Here is a 19,383-nt window from a genome sequence, read left to right as displayed (position 1 = left end):
TACGCTGTATTTCTTAATTTTATTTATGAATAATGTTTAACGTTTGCTCAGTTTGTGATATACTAAAACTTTAGAAAATGTTATTAGGAAGTGGCAGAATGGCGGATCTGGAGCAAAATAGCGAATATGTTAAAGTAGCCTATTATTATTATAAAACCGGTTTGACGCAGGATGAAATTGCAAAGAAAATGTTCATGTCTCGCCAACGGGTAAATCGTATCCTTAAAAAATGTCTGGAATTAGGAATTGTTAAAATATCCATACAAGAATGTGAGCAGCGCGACGTAGAACTGGAAACCCAGCTCGAAATGATGCTCGGCATAAACGAAATGCTTGTTGTGGAAATTGCGCCCAACGACGATCCTTACGCTCCGGTAGGCAGCGTTGCCGCGAGCTTTTTGAACAGGGTCATCCAAAATGACTTTATTATTGGGTTTTCCCGCGGACGGGCCCTTTCTGCAGTGGTGGATCATCTTATTGCTACGGATAAAACCGATCTTACAGTAACACAATTAGTGGGCGGCCTGAACGCCGAAGAAACCGTAATTAATTCCGATTCGATTGTCCACCGTGCGGCCGAAACCTTGAATGCCAAGCCCCGCTTTATGTACGCCCCCATTGTTTTGGAAAATAAAAAGCTCCGGGATGCCTTGATAAAAGAAGATATTTATCAGCAGGCTTATCAATCGATGAAGGCGTGCACCATTGCTTTGGTCGGTATAGGCGACCGTTCACAGGCTTTCAATTCCCGCCACCCAAATTTTATATCCGGCGCCGAACTGGATTACTTAGACCGAAATCACGCGGTTGGAGAAGTTTGTACGCATTACTTTGATATCGACGGCAAACTGATTCAAAGCGGAATCGAGGACCGGGTTTTGGCGATTGACCACGAAAGCCTCTTAAAGGTCCCTTTCCGCATTGGCGTAGCCTGCGGTGTTGAAAAAGTACAAGCCATAATCGGCGCGGTCCGGGGGCGCTTTATCAATGTTCTAATAACGGATAAAGAAACCGCGCAGCAACTAAAGACAGCCCTTACTTCGAAATAAAAAAGCTTCACTGAAGCCGCCCTGTCGTTCTCAATGCTGAGGATGATGGGGCGGCTTTTCTATGTTGCACAAAAAACTGAACATACTAAAAAAAGTCTTGACAAAAGAAGACAGAGATGTTATAACGTATGCAGTTACATATGTAATATATATTGAGCATATGTAACATTTAGCAATTGTCACTGCGTTGTGCGCGCAAACCAGTGGCAGCAGCGGAGCCATTCTACTGGATGGACAAATAAGGAGGAACCATAATTGAACAACACTGTACAACGTATCAATCACATCTTTCAGCCGGATCACAAAACTTTTATTCTGGCAATGGACCACGGCAGCAATTTTAACATTCTGCCGGCACTGAAAGACGCTGGAAAAACAATCAGTGAAACGGCCCTTGCCGGAGCGGATGCCTTTTTATCCACGGCGGGAATGGCGGATAAGCTCGCCGACAGTTTCCATGGAAAAGGCCTTATTCTTCGAATTGACGGCGGCGTGTCCTTTTTAGGAGACCATTCCAAGCCTATGCAAACGGTTATTACTGCTGAGGACGCCCTCCGGCTGGGCGCCGACTCTGTAATCACCATGGGCTTCCCCGGATCAAAATTTGAGAATGAGATTCTCAGCTCTTTAACCCGCAATGTTATGGCCGCTCATAAATGGGGACTGCCGGTTACGGCAGAAATGCTCCCCAGAGGATTTGAAGGCGGAGAGGATGCCAGAACCCCCGACAATATCACTTTTGCCTGCCGTCAGGGCGTGGAGCTCGGAGCGGACATCATCAAGACCGAGTATACGGGCGACCAGGAGAGCTTTCACAAACTGGTAGAGAGCGTTTATGCTCCTGTCGTCATTCTGGGCGGTTCCAAGAAAGTGCCGGAAAAACAGCTTCTGCAGGAAATCAAGGACGCCATGGAGGCCGGCGGCGCCGGTGTTGCGATGGGGCGCAATATCTGGGGACACGAGAATCCGGCAAGATATGCCGCGGTCATCGCCAAACTCATCCATGAAAATTGCAGCATTGAAAGCGCCCTCAAAGAGCTTAACCCAATTTACTGATGAAATAAGGTGTTATTATGAGTAATTACAAAGTATGTGTTTTAACAAAGGAAAAGGCTTTTGAATTCGCTGAAAAAGAAATTCGGAAGCCGCAGGGCAAACAGGTCCTTGTAAAAGTAGAATATTGCGCAATCTGCACACTGGAGCAAAGAGTGTATCAAGGCATAATGAAAATGTACCCCTTTGCGGGCGGACACGAGGTGTCCGGAATCGTGGAAGCAGTCGGAGAGGGCGTAAAAAGCGTAAAGGCGGGCGACAAGGTCGCCATTCGGATGCTCACAAGCTGCAGCGAATGCTATTACTGCCGTAACGGCCACGAAAATCAGTGCGTCATCTCCTTTAAAGCATCCGCGCACGAAGGATTGATGGGCCCGGGCGGATTCTCCGAATACATGATGGTCGACTCGAAAAGCGTTTATCCGTTCCCGGAAGATACCAATCTCCAATACGCGGCTCTTTCCGAACCGCTGGCCTGCTGTGTACATAGTGTGAACAACGCGCAGATCGAATTGGGAAACGACGTAGTGGTAATCGGTGCGGGCATTATGGGAGCCATGCATATTCAGCTTGCCAAGCTGCGTGGCGCTCGCGTGATTGTGTGCGAGGTTGACGAAAAAAGGCTTCAGATCGCACGTGAGCTGGGTGCGGATATCACCATTAATTCAAGGGAAACCGATGCAATCCAAAGAGTAAAAGACCTGACGGACGGCCGCGGAGCGGACGTTGTATTTTGTACCGCCGCAATTTCCAAGCTTGCCGCCGACAGTATTGCAATGACCGGGAAGAACGGCAGGGTCATCATGTACTCCTCTTTCCATCCGGACAATCCGATCGACCTGAGCGCAAACAGGGTTCATTCCACGGAAATGGTCATTACCGGCTCGGTTAACCCGAAGACAAGCGACTTTCTTGCGGCTACCCGTTTGCTGTCTTTCCATTTGATCGACGTTTCGAAGCTGATCTCGGATGTAATCCCCCTCGAAAAAATCGGAGATGCCTTTGAGAAAGCAATCGATCCTTCCACCTACCGGATTTTACTGAAATGTCATTGACCGGAATACAGCCGAAGGACGGAAACGGCTTTGGGAACAAAGTCATTCTCTATTGTATTTTTACACGCGCGATGAAGAAACGGAATTCTTTTTTAGCTTAAATAGGAGTTGGTGGAGCTTCGAGCTCCGTAGCGGTAAGCTATCATTATATTGAAAAGGGGAAACGTTATGTCCAATAACGATAACAGAAAAATCGGCTTATTTGATAGTGCAATGATTCTTATTGGCGGTATGATTGGCAGCGCAATTTTTTCTCTTTCGGGCGTGACCATTCTGAACGCAGGTCCGGCGTCCATCATTTCGTGGATTATCGCCGCAGTTGTTTTGTTTTTTTACGCTCTTCAAACAGCCGAGCTGTCCACAATTTATCCGCATTCAGGCGGCGTCTTTGTATTCCCTGAAAAAACGCTGGGAAAAAACGCAAAGCAGGGACGCCTTTGGGGTTGGATTTCCGCTTGGGCCTATCTGTTTGGAAACATTTCGGCTGTTACATTCTCCGCAATGTACATCGGTATTTATTTGGGAGTGGGATTCCCGGCTTTGAACAACTACCAGCTAATCATCGGCGTTGCCGCCGTTATCCTTACGGGCGTTCTGAACATGATCAAGGTGTCCTCCATGAGTAAGGTCAACAACACCATTACCATCATCCACGTGGTTACCATGGGAATCTTTGTAGTTGTCGCCTTTTTCAGCGGAAAATGGGAAGCAAGCAACTTCGTGCCTTTCTTCTCACAGGGAACCGGCGGCTCATGGGGCTTTTTGAGCGCAGTTCCTGTTGCGATGCTGGCATATGGCGGAATTGTGGCGATTGCTTTCATGGTGGGCGAAATTAAAAACCCAAAGAAAACGGTTCCGCTGGCAATGACCATCGCCATGGTGATCGTCGTCGCGACTTACCTTCTGATGATGATTTCCACCATGGGTCTAATCACCGCACAGTATCTGGTAAAGAACCCGGATATGACCTACATTCCCGTATTCGCCGCGGCGTTCGCCAAGCTGGCTTACATTCCGTGGCTGGTGAAGCTGATCGCTATCACGGCCGTGCTCGGTCTGTTTACAACGACAATGGTTTGCATGACCTTGACGGCCCGTACCTTTCAGGCATGTGCCGGCAGCGGACTGTTCCCTAAGGGCCTCGCAAAAATCAGCGAAAAATCCGGCGTACCGGTAAACGCCCAGATCCTCACGATTCTGATCTGCTGTATTCTTGCGGCTTTCCCGTCCCTGATCAACGTCATGGTAAATATGGGCGCTCTTTGTACGGTAATCGTAATCGCCATTGTCTGCCTGTCCGCTATTGCAGCCCGGAAGAAAAATCCGGATATGACGGATAAATTTGCGGCGCCGGGTGGAAACGCGGTTTCCGTTCTTGTCCTGATTGTATTGGTAGCCTGCTACATACCGAGCATCATTGAAGGCGGCTGGCAGTTGTGGGCATGGACCGGGATTTATTATTTATTCGGAATGATCATTTACTGCTTTGCAACAAAAAAGGCGGATGAAGCAGGAGATCATTAACTAGAATTCATTCTGTTCTGCGGCAATCGGTCGCAGAACAGAATGACGAACATGAAACGGAGAGGATTTATTGTGATATATATTGACAAGGCTGATTTCCAAATCGACAGCGCCTGTGTGGCTTTCGGCAGCTTTGAAGGGGTACATACCGGTCACCGTGCAGTCATCAACAGACTGCTGGAAATATCAAAAAGCGGGCTGACTTCCGTGGTTCTCTGCTTTGACGGTCATAGCGACGAAGAACAAATTCTTACCACAAGCGAAGAAAAGCGGGAACTGCTCAGTGAAAACGGGCCGGAGGTTTTGATTTTCTATGAAATTGACAAGCAGAGCTTTTCTTTGGATCAATTTATAAAGGAAGTTTTAGCGGACAAGCTGGGGGCCAAAGTCATTGTGACCGGTAAAAATGATCCTCATCTCCCCGCACTGCGTGAACACTCCAAAAAATACGGCTTTTCCATTGAGGAAATCGAAACGGTGAACATCGGCGGAGAAGCGGTGACCTCCCAGCGCATTGCAACTGAAATTACGCAGGGTTCGCTGGAAAAAGCGACCGAAATGCTGGGGCACCCTTACCTGATGATGGGGGAAGTAATGCACGGTAAGGCGCTTGGACGAACGGTAGGAATGCCTACGGCTAACCTCGGCGTCGGTGAAAACAAACTGATTCCAAAGCACGGCGTATACGCTACCCTGTCCATCATTGAAGGGGAAAGCTACAAGGGCCTGACAAATATCGGCCTCAGGCCGTCCGTCGACAGTTACCGGTACGTGACCATTGAAACCTATCTGCTCAACTTTGCAAAAGATATTTATGGAAAGAAAATCCAGTTGGAAGTTCAGGGATTTATCCGGGAGGTTCAGAAATTCGACAATCTGGAACAAGTCAAAAACCAGGTGGAAAAGGATCTGGAATATGTTAAGAACAATGTAAAGCAATAAATAAAACCGTATCTGTTCAAACGCAGATACGGTTTTATTTCCAATCTTTAAAAACAATTCAGATATTTTTCCGCAACCCGTTCCATTGCGGCTTGGGCATATTCCGTCGCCTTATCAATCCTGGAGATTTCGCCCTGCGCGTCCAGAAACGTTTTTACCGATTTTGCCGCTTCCACCACCATATCCGTATTGACGTTTATTTTCCGTATTCCACATCGAACCGCTTTTCGAATATCGTCGAATGGGATTCCAGAGCATCCGTGCAATACCAACGGCAGATGCGCCGCATCCCTGATTTCAAGAATCCGTTCAAAATCAATGTGCGGCTGGCCCGAATAAACACCATGCGCGTTCCCGACGGAAACAGCCAGAGCATCAACCCCGGTTTTGGCAGCGAACAGGGCCGCCTGACCGGGATTTGTATAATAATCGCTTTGAATTCGGGGACCGGTTCCGTCTTCCGGATTCATATTTCGGGCCCAAAAAATGTGTTAACGGCAGCTCCGCAAAGTAACGAAAACCGTATTTGTCTCCGATGACGCTCTCAAATCAGGAAATCATTGTAGCGGATTACGGTGACGGAATGGAAGTAAGATCGATCAATCGAGCAGTTGTGGGTAAATAAAAGAAGCCAGGGATTCCGTCTCTCTTTATCAGAGAGACGAAATCCCTGGCTTTTCTTTTTCTATTATTTTACAGTATGCCACCCGTCAGAGCTATAGCAATTCCAGTTACGTTTGCGAGACAAAACATATTCCTCCCCCCGCCTTCGGCGGGGGGAGGAACGCAACCTTGTTGCAGAATCAACTGGAAATGCTGTAAAAAGTTGTTTCAATCGGGGAAAATATTCTTCAGGAGCAAAGGTCAATGATTGCCTGTGTAAAGATTTTCGCTCCCATGAGCAGTTCCTCAATGACTGCATATTCGTCCGCGCCATGCATACGGTTATCCGTTTCCGGCATGGAGCACCCAAAGCCGACGCCGTTTTTCAAGCGATGTGCGTAAGTTCCCCCGCCAATCGCTACGCATTCTCCCTTTCTGCCCGAATACTGCTCGTAGCACTTCAGCAGCGTCTGAATAAAAGGCGTATCCTTTGGAACATGGTGGGCCGGCGAAACACCCTTATCGTCCGGAGTCAAACCGTGAGCCCTTGCTTTCTCACAAAAGATATCTTTCAAATTTTCATTGGTGGCGCAGACCGGAGTACGGCCGTCGAAATAGCCTTTCAGTCCTGTAAGTTCATATTCAAACAAGTTCAGACTCATCGTCAGAGGGCCGGAAATCTCATCTTCCATGGCTACTCCGGGAGCTTTTCCAAGCCTGTCACCATGCGGGAAAAGCTGATTTACGGCACAAAGCTTCTCAAATCCTTCCGATTTTGCAAATGGAATTCCGACTAATAAATCGATGAGCCCGGTAATGGCGTTATTTCCGTCGCCCGGCGAAGAAGCATGCGCACAGGCTCCATGTGCTTCCACGACAATCTTTCCGTTATTCTCCTTCCATTCAAACGAAATGCCGGTTCTGGCGGTGGCCGCGGCGGTGCAGGCGGAAAGCTCCTGCGCAGAAAGCCCTTCCACCACAGCCTCGGCAGTGTCAGGAACCACATTGCTCTTCACGCCGCCGTGAACGGAAAGGATGCGCGGCAACGCAAGGTCTTCTTTCCAACCCGCCTTCACCCAGATGCTGTAACGCCCCTTTTCAATATTAACCACAGGGAACGCGGCATCCGGCGAAAAAGTCATAGGTGCTTCCGGTTCCTGTTCATAATAATGGGTAATGTCCGCGCTGCCGCATTCCTCGTCGGTGCCGAGAACCAGACGGGCGTTCTTCTTCAGCGGAACATCCAGGTCACGAACCGCTTTTAATGCGTACAGCGCAGCGATCGCCGGGCCTTTGTCATCCGCGGAACCTCTGCCGTATAATCTGCCGTCTTTTACAAGCGGCTCAAACGGCTGCGTCACCGTCCAGCCGTTTCCTGCGGGAACAACATCCAGGTGGGCCAGAATATCAAGCTGCCTTGGAAGGTCATTCAAATCGACAGCCGCCGCATAGTTATCATAATTATTTACTGAAAATCCCATATCTTTCGCAATTTGCACGGCTGCGGCAAGCGCCTTTGCCGGATACTCCCCAAAAGGCATTCCTTCTTTGGGCTCCCCTTTTTCGCTCGGGATTCGAATCAGCGTACTCATATCGCGAAGCATCTCTTCCCGATGCGCCTCAAAATACTGTTCTATTGTTTTCTGATCCGTCATGATATGGCCTCCTATGTAATTTCAGCTCTGTGCTACAAATTTTTAAAAGAAACAGTGTCAGAAGGATTTTATAATATTTTCCTCCAGCGATTCGATCACCGCGCTTGCCAGCTTTACGGCGTTCTGTAAATCGGACAAAGCCGCAATGCCGTAATGCGTATGGATATAACGTACCGGAAGCCCCATCACGATTACCGGAACTCCTGCGTTGGACAAATGAATCGGTGCTCCGTTGGTGGAACCGCCTGTGCGGACCGATTCCTGCACCGGAATCCCAAGTTTTCTGCCCAAATCCAGAACATAACGCTGATAGCGGGGGTTAGTGATCATACGGGCATCAATATGACGCAGCATAGGCCCTTTTTTGATCGCCGTCTGAGTCATGTACTCCTCAGTAAACGTATCGTCCGCCGGGCATCCTTCAAAAACGATGGCAATGTCGGGGCGGATGGTGTTGCTGGTTACATAAGCACCGCGCGTACCGACTTCTTCCTGAACGGCAAAGCCCGCGGTTACGTCCACATTCAGGTTTTTCCCCTGCAGCGTACGCATGGTCTCCAAAATGGCCGCACAGCCCAGACGGCAGTCAAAGGCCTTCCCAATCAGCAGGTCTTTCTGTTTCCTATATTCAAAATCAACATCCGGAACTACCGGTTCCCCAATGCGGATCTTAAAGTCATTGACAGCTTCTTCCCGGGAAGTCGCACCAATGTCAATCACCATATTGGACACGTTAGCCGGTGCATTGCGCTCCGCTTCACTCATAAAATGCGGGGGCTTGCTTGCAATAATACCGGGAATATAGTTTCCCTCCGCGTTGCGCACACGCACCTTATGCGCCGGAATGTTATTCGCGACCCAACCGCCGAGAGTAATAAACACCAGCGTTCCGTTCGGCTTAACCGCCTGAACCATAAACGACACTTCATCCGTATGGGCATCCAGTTGAACGACCGGACGACCGCCCCGGTTACCCGCGCGTTTCAGGTACAGGTTCCGCAGGGAATCTTCTGAAAAATCCCCCAGGCCTTCCCCTTGTTTACGCAGAACCTTTAATACATCGTCTTCAAATCCGGAAGCACCATTCGCATTGGAAACCTCCCGGATCAATTGGAGTAATCTTTCCTCATTCAAAATAAATCCTCTTTTCTTCCTATAAAAATGATAATACAGCATTTCCGGTTGATTCTGCAACAAGGAATTGCTGCAGTGTTTCTATTTTTCAAAAATTCCTTTTTTGATCAGACTGCCGCTTCTCATCATAATAGCACCGCCCGCCATAACGGTATCAATATTCAGCTGGTCGTCGAGCAAAATCAGGTCGGCATCGTACCCTTGTGCAAGACGGCCCTTTCGATCGGCAAGCCCAAGCGCCTTCGCAACGGTAGCCGTGCCGGGCAGTATCGCCTGAGAAAGCGGAACCCCGCAATCCTGTACAAGCGACTTCACGGTACGGTGGAGAGTTGTAATCTGCCCCACACCCATCCCGACGATTTCTTTATTCTCATTCCACTTCGGCATACTGCCGTTCGAATCCGTACTGAGCGTAATGCGTTCGGCAGGGGCCTGCTCAAAAGCTTTTACGATCATTTGAGCCGATTTCCTGCTTTCTTCCTCGGCGGTAAAATCGATGTATCCGCCTAAATTGGCAAACCGCACCGCGTCGTCAAATACTCTTCCCACGTGAGTCGGGCGGAATATCTGAATCGGGATGTCTTCGGTTTCCAAAATATCAAATAATAAACCAAGTTTACGCTTCCCGGTGCCCACATGAATGTGAACCAGACCCGGCTTTCTGGAAAGAAGCCCGCCAAGCCTTGCTTCCGACGCAAGCCGAATCAAATCCTGCTTACACAGATTTGACGAACGGTGATCAGAAATCGCAATTTTAACGCCGATTACTTCCTCAATATACGCAATATCCTTTTTCACGGAACCGGTCAAAGTCGGGGAAGGATATTCATACGCTCCGGTCAGACAGTAGGCGGTTAACCCCTCGCTGCGCAGTGCCTTTGTTTTCGCCACCACATTTTCGACGCTGCGGGTGATCGAATCGGTTCCCAGCAAGCCGACCAGCGTGGTAACGCCGCCGCGAATACAGTCAGAAAGCTGAATTTCCGGTACGCGGCTGGAAAAACCATCTTCTCCCCCGCCCCCCGTGATATGGACATGCTGATCAATATACCCCGGTATCGCTGTCTTGCCGTCCCCGTCAAGGACTTCAAGATTCGCCAGCGCAGGTTCCAGTTTGCGGCCTATCGCCTGTATTTTGCCGCCCGCGATGAACACGTCTGCAACTTCGTTCGGATGATTCAAATTAATTCTTACATTTTTTATAAGCAGCATTGATACTCCAGTCTTCCACGCCGGATGGGGTGTGGCTGCCACATTTTACGTGTGTGGCCCACAATGATTATGAAAATGCCGGTTTTCGGCAGCTTATTCCAGATTATTCTTTTCATTAAAACAAGTTTAAGGTATAATCATTCATATGAACAAGTATGAAATGGGGGGCAGACAATGCCGGACGATTCTTTCCAGAAAATCAATAAAAATTATCATAACCTGACTAGAAAACAAAGGGAAATTCTGGACATACTTCTGTCCAACCCGGAGGATGTCTGCTATATCTCCCTGAAAGACCTCAGCCAGCGCAGCAGCGTTTCCGAAGTGACCATCCTCCGCATGTGTAAGAGGCTCGGATTTGAAAACTTTATTGAACTGAAAAAAGCGTTTCGTTCGCATACGGAACGTCTGGTGAAAAATTTTATGGAAACCAGTTATTTTTCATTGGATCTTCCCGTGGTGGAACGCGGAAATCAAGAAATGGTCATACAGCAGATTATCAATAACGCCCGCACGCAAAGCGCCGAATTTTACGACACAGTGCCGACAGAGCATATTTTAAAAACCGCACGGCTGATTCTTCAGGCCAAAACGGTACTGATTTGCGGGCAGGGCGTCTCCAGCGTCGTCTCCGAGTATTTTTACCGCCGAATTTCTCCGCTGATCCCCAACGCGATTCTGGTTCATCCAGAGGACCTGGACAATGTTCAGGCAAACCTGGTCAAGCTTCATCCCGGCGACCATGTGATCGCCATCTCGTTTCCCCGCTATTACGACGCGATGCGGAACATTGTGCAGTATGCGGAATATCGGGGTGCAGGCGTTACTTCGATTACAGACAATCTGGAGTCCCCTGTGGTAACCCAGAACAGCATTAATTATTTGTGCGATACCGCTACTAGGGTTTTTTATAACTCCTATTCACTGCCGATTGAACTGGTTAATTTAATTGCTTCCGGAATTGTGCTGGAAATGGGCGAAGCTTACGACAAGCTGGTTTCCGACGCGCATGAAGTCATTCACTTTATCAACGAATCCAGTTCTGAGAAAAATTCTTAAGGGCACACAAGGCCTGGGTATCTGACCAAAAAGCTCGTAAAACTGCGGGTGGTTCTTCGCTTCGGAATTTCCGAAGCCCAAGGAACCTACCCGCTTTTTGTTTGATACGAATCCGAGTTATTCGGTCTCACCGTCATATCGATAACATGCAACCCAATGGTCTTTTTCCACTTCCCGGAATACAGGACTCGACTGTTTACAAATATCCATCGCATATTTGCAGCGCGAACAAAATTTGCATCCATTCGGAATATTGACCGGGTTCGGCACAGTCCCTTCCAGTACAACACCGCTGCGATTTCTTTCCGCCTTTGGATCAGGCAGAGGAATTGCTGAAAGAAGCGCCTGCGTATAGGGATGCATCGGTTTATCAAACATCGTTTCGCTTGCGGTCAATTCCACCAGACTGCCAAGGTACATGACACCGATTCGGTTGCTGATATATTTTACCATTGAAATATCATGCGCTATAAACAGGTAGGTCAGACCCAGTTCATTCTGCAATTTCTTCAGCAGGTTGACAACCTGTGCCTGAATGGAAACATCCAGCGCGGAAATCGGTTCGTCGGCCACAACGAATTCAGGATGGATGGCGAGAGCCCTGGCAATGCCGATACGCTGCCGCTGGCCGCCTGAAAACTCGTGCGGAAAACGGCCGATATGTTCTTTCTGAAGTCCTACCATCTCCATCAGCTGTATGACCGTTTTTTCACGCTCTTCCCTGCTCAGCGGGGTTTCCTGTGAATCCAGTCCTTCCGCAACAATGTCAACAACTTTCATGCGCTGGTCCAGAGAAGCATATGGGTCCTGAAAAATCATCTGCATTTTACCGCAGCATTCTTTTGCTTCCTCATTGGAAAGCGGTCCGCTGATTTTCTTTCCGTCATACAATATTTCACCGTCCGTTGGGTGATATAACCGCATAATGGTTCTGCCCAGCGTGGATTTCCCGCAGCCGGATTCCCCAACCAGGCCGAGTGTTTCTCCTTTATAAATCTGAAAGGAAACATTATCCACCGCTTTTAAAGTCTGTTTATTTCCAACCTGAAAGTATTTTTTAAGATTCTTCACTTCCAGCAATACTTCACTCATCACGGGTCTCCTTTCCGTTCGTATTCTCTGCCTGTTTTTTCACAAGGGGATGTTGCAGCCAGCAGGCAGAGCGGTGCGTAGAGGAAATCTGCGTGTATTCCGGCTGATACTGCTGACAGACCTTCCGCGCTTTTTCACAGCGCGGCGCAAACGGGCAGCCTTTCGGAGGGTCAATCAAGTCCGGCGGGGTACCGGGGATTGTTTTCAGTTCACTGGCTGTTTCATGAATTTTGGGGATGGAAGCAATCAAGCCAAGCGTATAAGGATGCTGCGCATGGTAGAATATTTCATCTACCAAGCCGCTCTCCACAATTTTGCCGCCGTACATAACCGCGACTTTATTCGCAATACTGGCAACCACGCCAAGATTGTGCGTAATCAGGATAATCGAGGTGTTTACCCTGCTTTGCAGCGACTTCATCAGATCAAGAATTTGAGCCTGAATCGTAACATCCAGCGCAGTTGTGGGTTCGTCTGCGACCAAAACTTTCGGGTTGCAGGCAAGTGCGATCGCAATCACCACACGCTGACGCATTCCGCCGGAAAGCTGATGCGGATACTGGCTGAATCGCTTTTCCGGGAAAGAAATGCCGACCAATCCCAGAAGCTCCAGCGCTCTTTCCCTCATCTGCTGGGAACTCATTTTCTTATGTTCACTTAATATTTCAATAATCTGTTTTCCGATTGTCATGGTTGGGTTCAGGGAAGTCATCGGATCCTGAAAAATCATCGAAATTTCTGAACCGTTCAGCTTTCTCATCTGGCGATCGTTTAAATTGGTAATATCTTTCCCGTCAAATGTTACCTGGCCTGCAACTCTGCCGGTTTTGGGCAGCAGCTTCATGATCCCCTTCACCATCATGCTTTTTCCGGAGCCGGATTCCCCAACGATAGCCAACGTATCCTTTGGCTCCAGAGAAAGACTGACACCACGAACAGCTTTCACGGTTCCGTTTTGCGTTAATAAGTTTATTTCTAAATTCTCAACTTCTAATAAACTACTCATTTTTCAGCCTCTTTTCTGCACTAAACACGCATTCTCGGATCGAATGCATCACGGAGACCATCCCCCAGGATGCTGAAACACACCATAATCAAAACAATGATGACGGCGGGAATCAGCAGCAGGTATAACTGGCTGTTGATGACCTGAAAACCGCTGTTAATCAAAACACCCAGAGACGCTTTCGGTTCCTGAAGACCAATTCCGATAAAGCTGAGGAAAGCTTCCGTAAAAATAGCGGAGGGAATCGTAAACATCGTATTGATTACGATAACCCCAATCGTGTTGGGGATCAGATGCTTCAGAATAATCCGTTTATTGGAGGTACCGAGGATTCGGGCGGCAAGAATAAATTCCTGATCTTTCAGTTTCAGAATTTCCGCACGGACTAATCGGGCCATGTTCACCCAGCCGGAAATAGACATGGCAATAATCAGAGTTCCAATACCCGCAGGCATAACCATCATCAATAAGATAACAATGATTAAATTCGGAATTCCGATCAACACTTCAATGATACGCTGCATAACAGAGTCCACTTTTCCGCCGAGCAAAGCGGAAATCGAACCGTAAGTTACGCCAACCACCAAATCGAGCGTTGCGGCAACAAACGCAATCAAAAGGGAAACGCGGGTACCGTACCACACGCGCGCCCATTGATCGCGGCCGAATTTATCCGTACCAAACCAGTGCTCCGCATTCGGCGCCTGAAGGATTGCACTATAATTCGTATCATAGTAATTATTTTTCGTAAGTACCTGCCCTAAAAAGGCAAGAGCGACCAAAACAAGAAGGATCACCAGGGCGATCACCGACCCCCTGTTCTGCTTCAGACGAATCCAGCCGTCCTGAAAGGCCGACCTCGTTGGCCGTGATATTTTTTCCCGGTCACCCTCGTCCATTTCAGCAGGAGCCATCAAGTCTTCCGTAAGTTCTATGTTCTGCAATTGTATCACTCCTTTGACGGCGCGAGCCGGATTCTTGGGTCAATGACGCAGTATAGGATATCAACCAGAAGGATAACAACCACGTAAAATGCACTGTAGAAAAGTGTGAGCCCCAGTATTGTGGAATAATCGTTTGCTTTAATGGTATCCACAAACAGACTGCCAATACCCGGAACACTGTAAATACTTTCCACAGCAAGAGAGCCGGTCAGGATATTGACGGTTATGGAACCAAGAATTGTAATGACAGGCAGCAGGGAATTCCGAAGTGCGTGGCGCAGAAGAATCTTTACCGGGCTGAGCCCCTTTGCTTTCGCCATTAAAATATAATCCTGCTGTAAAACCGTGAGCATTTCCGTACGTATAAAACGGGCGATCTGCGCAATGACGCCGAAGGACAGCGCAAGGGAAGGCAGGATGGAGCAGGCATAGCTCTCCCAGTAGGCAACCGGAAGCAGTCCCCATTTCAGTCCGAAAAAATATTGAAGCAAAGCCGCTACAACAAAGTTCGGGACGGAAATCCCCAGCACAGAGATGACCATCGTCAAATAGTCCATAGAAGTATTATGCCGGTAAGCAGCCACAATGCCAAGAATCAGTCCGATTACAAGGCCGACAAGGACAGCCTGAATTCCAACCAGAGCAGACGGCACAATGCGGGCTGCAAGGATCCCTTGCACCGACTGTCCGGAATACAGGGTGGATGTACCCAGATCCCCCTGAAAGACGTTTCCAAGGTATTTAAAATACTGAACATAAACCGGCTGATCCAAACCATAGCTGGCATAAACCTGCCGCTGCTGCTCCGCGCTCAGCTTGCTTATTTTATCTTCGTCAAACGGCGTACCGGGAAGACTGTGCATCAGAAAAAATGTTGCGGTGGTAATTACCAAAAGAGTGATCAAAAGGTAAACAAGCCGTTTGATAATATATTTTTGCAATTTACTTCCTCCCTTGGAGTTCGGATTGTGATTTTATAACAGGTAAGGCTGTTGCATGGCAACAGCCTTATCGGAATGCCTAAGCCGATTTTATTGTACAGTAACGTATTTCAATTCCAGAATACCACTGTTGGGTTCAATCAGATTGGAAACGTTGGATTTAATAAGATAGGCGGAACCCATGTAATACAGAGGAGCAACGACCGCATTGTCTGTAATCAGGCTCTTTTCCGCCTGTACCAACAGATCGGCACGTTTTGCGTTATCCTTTTCGCCATGCGCACTCTGAATCAATTTCGCGTAATCGTTGGCCGCATCGGTATCTTTAAAGTTTCCGCGGAACGCGTTCTTGTTTTCTGTCCAAATCTGCAGGTAGGTCATCGGGTCATTGTAGTCGGCGCCCCAGGCGTTGAGGCCCATTTGATAGGTGCCGGCCTTCATCAGATCTCTTCTGGCTTCCTTCGTTTTGGAATCCAGTTTTACATCGATGCCGAGTACGGATCTAAACTGGCTCTGCAGATAGGTGCCGACATCTTTGTTTTCGGTGTTATCATCCAGAACAAGAGTAAGCTGCGGAGCCTTTCCACCCAATTCGGCAACGCCCTTTGCCCAGTACTCTTTCGCCTTGGCTGCGTCATAAGACTTCAGAGTTCCCTGCATGGAGCCGAAGGTCTTTCCGGCCACGCCGCTGCTCATTGCCTTCGGCACAACACCGTTTGCCGCTTCGGAACCGTTGTTCAGGATGGTGGACATAAGCGTGTCATTATCGATCGCAAGGCTGAGTGCTTTGCGGATGTTGAGATTTTTAGTTCCCTCAGCCGTAGTATTAAACTGTATGAAGTTGGTACGGAAGATTGAGTGCGTCTTAAATTCCTGGTTGTCCTTGTAAGCCGGAACATCGGTTGAGGCAAGCTGTACACGGCTCAGCTGACCGGCTTTGTAAAGATTGAGCGCCGTGCTTTGTTCTTTGATGATTTTAATACTGACCGTATCAACTTTAACATTTGCAGCATCCCAGTAGTTCGGATTTTTTACCAGTTCCACACCTGCAGCGGCGTCATACTGAGAAATCATGTAAGGGCCGGAATAAACCAAATTATCTTTTCCAACCGCATAATCTTTGCCCTGTTCGTCGAAGAAACTCATGTCGACTGCATAGTAAGGAACGAAGGTTGTAAGAGAGAGGAAGTAAGGCGTCGGCGCCTTCAGCTTTACAACCAGAGTCTTGTCGTCCGGGGTCTGGATTCCGATCTGGTCAGCTGTAGCCTTCTTTTCGGAATACTCCTGAGCATTTACAATATAGTCAGTCATAATAAATGCATAGTTGTTCGGAGTATCGGCAGCCATTTGCTTAATCCATGTGTCCTTAAAAGTTTTAGAGGTAATAGCGTCACCGTTGCTGAACTTTAAGCCATCGCGAAGCGTAAAGGTATAGGTAAGCTTATCGTCCGAGATTTTGCAGTCCTTTGCCATAGCCGGCTGCGGCTCATTGTTCATATCAAGCCGGTAAAGGCCTTCCGAAATATTATTCAAGACATTAAACGCAATATTATCGGAAGCGGCAAACTGGTTCAGGGTCGGGATCTCATTTTCCAGATAAATATTGACTGATGTTGACTTTGTCTCTCCGGAATTTGTTTGACTGGCTGTTGTACCGCCTGACTTGCCGGTAAACGAGCCGCAGCCCGCTGCCGCAGACAGGATGAGCGCAGCGGATAGGAGTGCTGCAATTAACTTTTTCATACTAATCACCTCATAAAAATTGATGCTGGACAAATATTTTCATAAACCAGCCGCCCCGTAACTGCACAATCGGGCAAACTGACTTAGTGAAGATGAAAAGTTGTAAAAATCTTTGATGCAATCAAATATTTTAAAAACTTTCATTTTATAATATTTGAATAATAAATTAGCAAAAACGTCAAAATGGCTTTATGCCGATTTGACATCTTTGCCAAACTCAAATGAATTATTATAATTTAGATGTTACCACTTCAAAGCAGTAAAGTCAATAAAAGCTTTACAAAATTAAAATATTTCTCTAATTTATTACAAATCCACTATACAATTTACAAAAAATGAATCAAAATTTAAAATCACAGATAGAAGTCAAATTTCATTCCTTCTTTTTCGGTTCTTCTTTCTTTTCTGTGGAATTTTGAATAATTTTTATATTAAATTGCACAAAAGATGAGCTTCATCAATATATTTCTTAATATAAATCGGGTTTGATTATAAAAGTTCAGTCTTCTAAATATGCAAAAATCAGGCTACTGCAAGACGGATAAATATGCGCGCGAGCCAAAAGTCGCGACTTTGCTTGTAACTTAAATGAATGGTTTTCGATCGTGGTTAAAGTCCCGTCACAAACGTCTGAACAGCACACAAAGAAAAAGCCAGGGATTCCTATGCTCTCCGATAGACGAGAGCTGGAATCCCTGGCTTTTAATGATTAACCTTCATAAACGACCCTGCCGTCAAAAATCGTTTTCACCACCGACATTTTACTGATTTCACGCGGTGTTTTCTCTGTGATCCTGCCGTCCAGGACAACCATATCGGCCAGTTTCCCCGCTTCAAGGCTTCCTTTGATATCTTCGTCAAACCCAGCGTACGCCGCGGAATAGGTATAGCAGCAAATCGCTTCCATCAGGGAAATCGCCTGGTTTTCCGCTACCTTTTCTCCGTTTGCATAGACCGTCCTGTCCATCGCGGATGCAATTCCCTGAATGGGCCGGATATCCGGGATGCACTCCCAGTCGGACGCCGCCGTGCAGACAATCCCTCTGTCGATCGCACTGCGTATGGGAATCAGGTATTCCTGACGGCTTCCCTGATAATACTTATTGAAGGAAACGCCCCAGAGATTGATGAATGCGGGATTGAACGTTGGGATGACCTCCAATTGCCTGATGCGTTCCAACAGATCCGGTTCTGCAATCATGCAATGTTCGATTCTGTGTCTGCAGTTTTCACGCGGAAATTCTTTCTGCGCTTTTTCATAAGCATCCAGAATCATCTCGACGCCTTTATCGCCGATACAGTGCGCAGCGATCTGAAAGCCCGCCCGATGCGCCCTTACGACGATGTCGTCCACTTCCTCCTGCGTCATGGAAGGCGGCATCGTCTTGCCGTTATGGCTCAGTGGCTGCCGTGTCGCACAGGTCCCGGACGCCCCCGATCCGTCGACCATGATCTTGACCGGCCCGATTTTCATATACTCGTCGCCAAAGCCGGTAAGAAACCCGGACTGAATCTGGGCGTTTACAAAATCGATGTTTAAATCCTTTCCCATCAGGGTAAACAGCATGGGGTACATCCTGACGGTAAGCTTTCCCGATTTCACCGCTTTCTGCATGGCCCGGATTGTCGTAGTCCCCGTTGCGCCCGCATCGTGAGCCGTTGTGATACCGACGCTGTTCATAAGCTTTGACGATTCCGCCAGAGTTTGAACGAGCTTTTCTTCCGTGACGGGAATAAATTGATCGATAACATCCAGGATCTTGAAATGACCTACTTCTTTCATGACTCCGTTCGGGATGTTGTTTTCATCCTTTATTACATGTTCGTCCGGATAGCCGATTTGGCCGTCCAGGACATGGCAAAGCTCAAAAGCCTTCGTATTATACAGGCCGGTGTGCCCGCTGGAATGAGTGATCGCTACCGGATTGTCCGGAGAAACGCGGTCGATTTCCCATCTGGTCGGCCAACGCTGTTCCTCCAGATTTTCAAAAGTCAGGCCGTGGCACAGCAGCCATTCCCCCTTTTCCAGGGCGGCCACGTTTTCTTTGATACGGCTCAGAAGATCCTCAATATTCAGGATACCGGACTTTCGGGACAAATCAATTCCCTTGGTCAGAACGACTCTGGAAGCCGTATGGATATGTGTTTCGATAAATCCCGGCAGAACGGTATTTCCTTTCACATCGATTTTTTGTGTCGATTCATCGCATCGCTTGAACGCTTCTTCATCGGACCCAACGAATTGAATTTTGTTTCCTTCGATCAGGACCGCTTGGGCGATTTCATCTTTCGCATTTACGGTAATGACTTCACCGTTATACAATAAAATTTTACTCATGATACTGCCTCCTTCATCTCCGTTATCGGGAAC

16 protein-coding genes are annotated in these 19,383 nt (G+C 47.8%); 6 read left to right on the top strand and 10 right to left on the bottom strand.

Features of this window, described 5'->3' with window-relative positions; all coding sequences use genetic code 11:
• Nucleotides 1-98 precede the first annotated feature (98 nt).
• From ACRQU7_RS04685 to ribF, 5 genes are all read left to right on the top strand, one after another.
• Nucleotides 99-1,049 (top strand): sugar-binding transcriptional regulator, encoded by a 951-nt coding sequence (locus ACRQU7_RS04685; protein WP_444644108.1) that lies wholly within the window; start codon nucleotides 99-101, stop codon nucleotides 1,047-1,049.
• A 255-nt stretch (nucleotides 1,050-1,304) separates the two neighbouring features.
• Complete coding sequence (locus tag ACRQU7_RS04680) at nucleotides 1,305-2,105, top strand: class I fructose-bisphosphate aldolase (RefSeq protein WP_444644106.1); 801 nt, start codon at nucleotides 1,305-1,307, stop codon at nucleotides 2,103-2,105.
• 17 nt (nucleotides 2,106-2,122) lie between these two features.
• Entirely contained in the window at nucleotides 2,123-3,157 is a 1,035-nt protein-coding gene (locus tag ACRQU7_RS04675) for a zinc-dependent alcohol dehydrogenase (protein WP_444644104.1), read from the top strand.
• 168 nt (nucleotides 3,158-3,325) lie between these two features.
• Nucleotides 3,326-4,681 (top strand): APC family permease, encoded by a 1,356-nt coding sequence (locus tag ACRQU7_RS04670; protein ID WP_444644102.1) that lies wholly within the window; start codon nucleotides 3,326-3,328, stop codon nucleotides 4,679-4,681.
• Between the two features lie 72 nt (nucleotides 4,682-4,753).
• The gene (gene ribF / locus ACRQU7_RS04665; protein ID WP_444644100.1) at nucleotides 4,754-5,623 is read left to right on the top strand and encodes a bifunctional riboflavin kinase/FMN adenylyltransferase; all 870 of its coding nucleotides are present in this window, start codon (nucleotides 4,754-4,756) and stop codon (nucleotides 5,621-5,623) included.
• Between the two features lie 47 nt (nucleotides 5,624-5,670).
• On the opposite strand, the gene ACRQU7_RS04660 is transcribed toward ribF, so the two are convergent.
• The 4 genes from ACRQU7_RS04660 to iadA form a co-directional block, all read right to left on the bottom strand.
• Entirely contained in the window at nucleotides 5,671-6,093 is a 423-nt protein-coding gene (locus tag ACRQU7_RS04660; protein WP_444644098.1) for a class II fructose-bisphosphate aldolase, read from the bottom strand.
• Nucleotides 6,094-6,474: 381 nt separating this feature from the next.
• Nucleotides 6,475-7,881, bottom strand: a complete 1,407-nt coding sequence (locus ACRQU7_RS04655; RefSeq protein ID WP_444644096.1) for a Sapep family Mn(2+)-dependent dipeptidase — start codon at nucleotides 7,879-7,881, stop codon at nucleotides 6,475-6,477.
• Between the two features lie 57 nt (nucleotides 7,882-7,938).
• Nucleotides 7,939-9,015, bottom strand: coding sequence for a M42 family peptidase (locus tag ACRQU7_RS04650; RefSeq protein WP_038322926.1), 1,077 nt, complete (start codon nucleotides 9,013-9,015; stop codon nucleotides 7,939-7,941).
• Nucleotides 9,016-9,096: 81 nt separating this feature from the next.
• Nucleotides 9,097-10,227: a beta-aspartyl-peptidase gene (gene iadA / locus ACRQU7_RS04645; protein ID WP_444644094.1), complete on the bottom strand. Its 1,131-nt coding sequence runs from the start codon at nucleotides 10,225-10,227 to the stop codon at nucleotides 9,097-9,099.
• Nucleotides 10,228-10,401: 174 nt separating this feature from the next.
• On the opposite strand from iadA, the gene ACRQU7_RS04640 reads away from it, so the two are divergent.
• Complete coding sequence (locus tag ACRQU7_RS04640; RefSeq protein WP_141827279.1) at nucleotides 10,402-11,286, top strand: MurR/RpiR family transcriptional regulator; 885 nt, start codon at nucleotides 10,402-10,404, stop codon at nucleotides 11,284-11,286.
• Between the two features lie 117 nt (nucleotides 11,287-11,403).
• Here ACRQU7_RS04640 and ACRQU7_RS04635 read toward each other — a convergent pair whose 3' ends face one another.
• The 6 genes from ACRQU7_RS04635 to ACRQU7_RS04610 all read right to left on the bottom strand — a co-directional run bounded on the left by ACRQU7_RS04635 (nucleotide 11,404) and on the right by ACRQU7_RS04610 (nucleotide 19,350).
• Entirely contained in the window at nucleotides 11,404-12,381 is a 978-nt protein-coding gene (locus tag ACRQU7_RS04635; RefSeq protein WP_444644092.1) for an ABC transporter ATP-binding protein, read from the bottom strand.
• On the bottom strand, nucleotides 12,371-13,384 hold the full coding sequence (locus tag ACRQU7_RS04630) for an ABC transporter ATP-binding protein (protein ID WP_444644090.1): 1,014 nt from the start codon (nucleotides 13,382-13,384) through the stop codon (nucleotides 12,371-12,373). Before ACRQU7_RS04630 ends, ACRQU7_RS04635 begins: the two co-directional genes overlap by 11 nt.
• Nucleotides 13,385-13,404: 20 nt before the next feature.
• Nucleotides 13,405-14,328 (bottom strand): ABC transporter permease, encoded by a 924-nt coding sequence (locus ACRQU7_RS04625; protein WP_444644088.1) that lies wholly within the window; start codon nucleotides 14,326-14,328, stop codon nucleotides 13,405-13,407.
• A 5-nt stretch (nucleotides 14,329-14,333) separates the two neighbouring features.
• Nucleotides 14,334-15,269 carry an ABC transporter permease gene (locus ACRQU7_RS04620; RefSeq protein ID WP_038322795.1) on the bottom strand — a complete coding sequence of 312 codons (936 nt, stop codon included), beginning with the start codon at nucleotides 15,267-15,269 and terminating at the stop codon, nucleotides 14,334-14,336.
• A 90-nt stretch (nucleotides 15,270-15,359) separates the two neighbouring features.
• Nucleotides 15,360-17,012, bottom strand: coding sequence for a peptide ABC transporter substrate-binding protein (locus tag ACRQU7_RS04615; protein ID WP_038322794.1), 1,653 nt, complete (start codon nucleotides 17,010-17,012; stop codon nucleotides 15,360-15,362).
• A gap of 709 nt (nucleotides 17,013-17,721) precedes the next feature.
• Nucleotides 17,722-19,350 (bottom strand): amidohydrolase, encoded by a 1,629-nt coding sequence (locus tag ACRQU7_RS04610; protein WP_444644085.1) that lies wholly within the window; start codon nucleotides 19,348-19,350, stop codon nucleotides 17,722-17,724.
• Between the last annotated feature and the right edge of the window lie 33 nt (nucleotides 19,351-19,383).

Origin of the sequence: Caproiciproducens puteiluti, assembly GCF_052442865.1 — a bacterium.
In the GTDB taxonomy this organism is placed as follows: domain Bacteria; phylum Bacillota; class Clostridia; order Oscillospirales; family Acutalibacteraceae; genus Caproiciproducens.
This window is presented reverse-complemented; position numbering and strand designations above follow the sequence as displayed.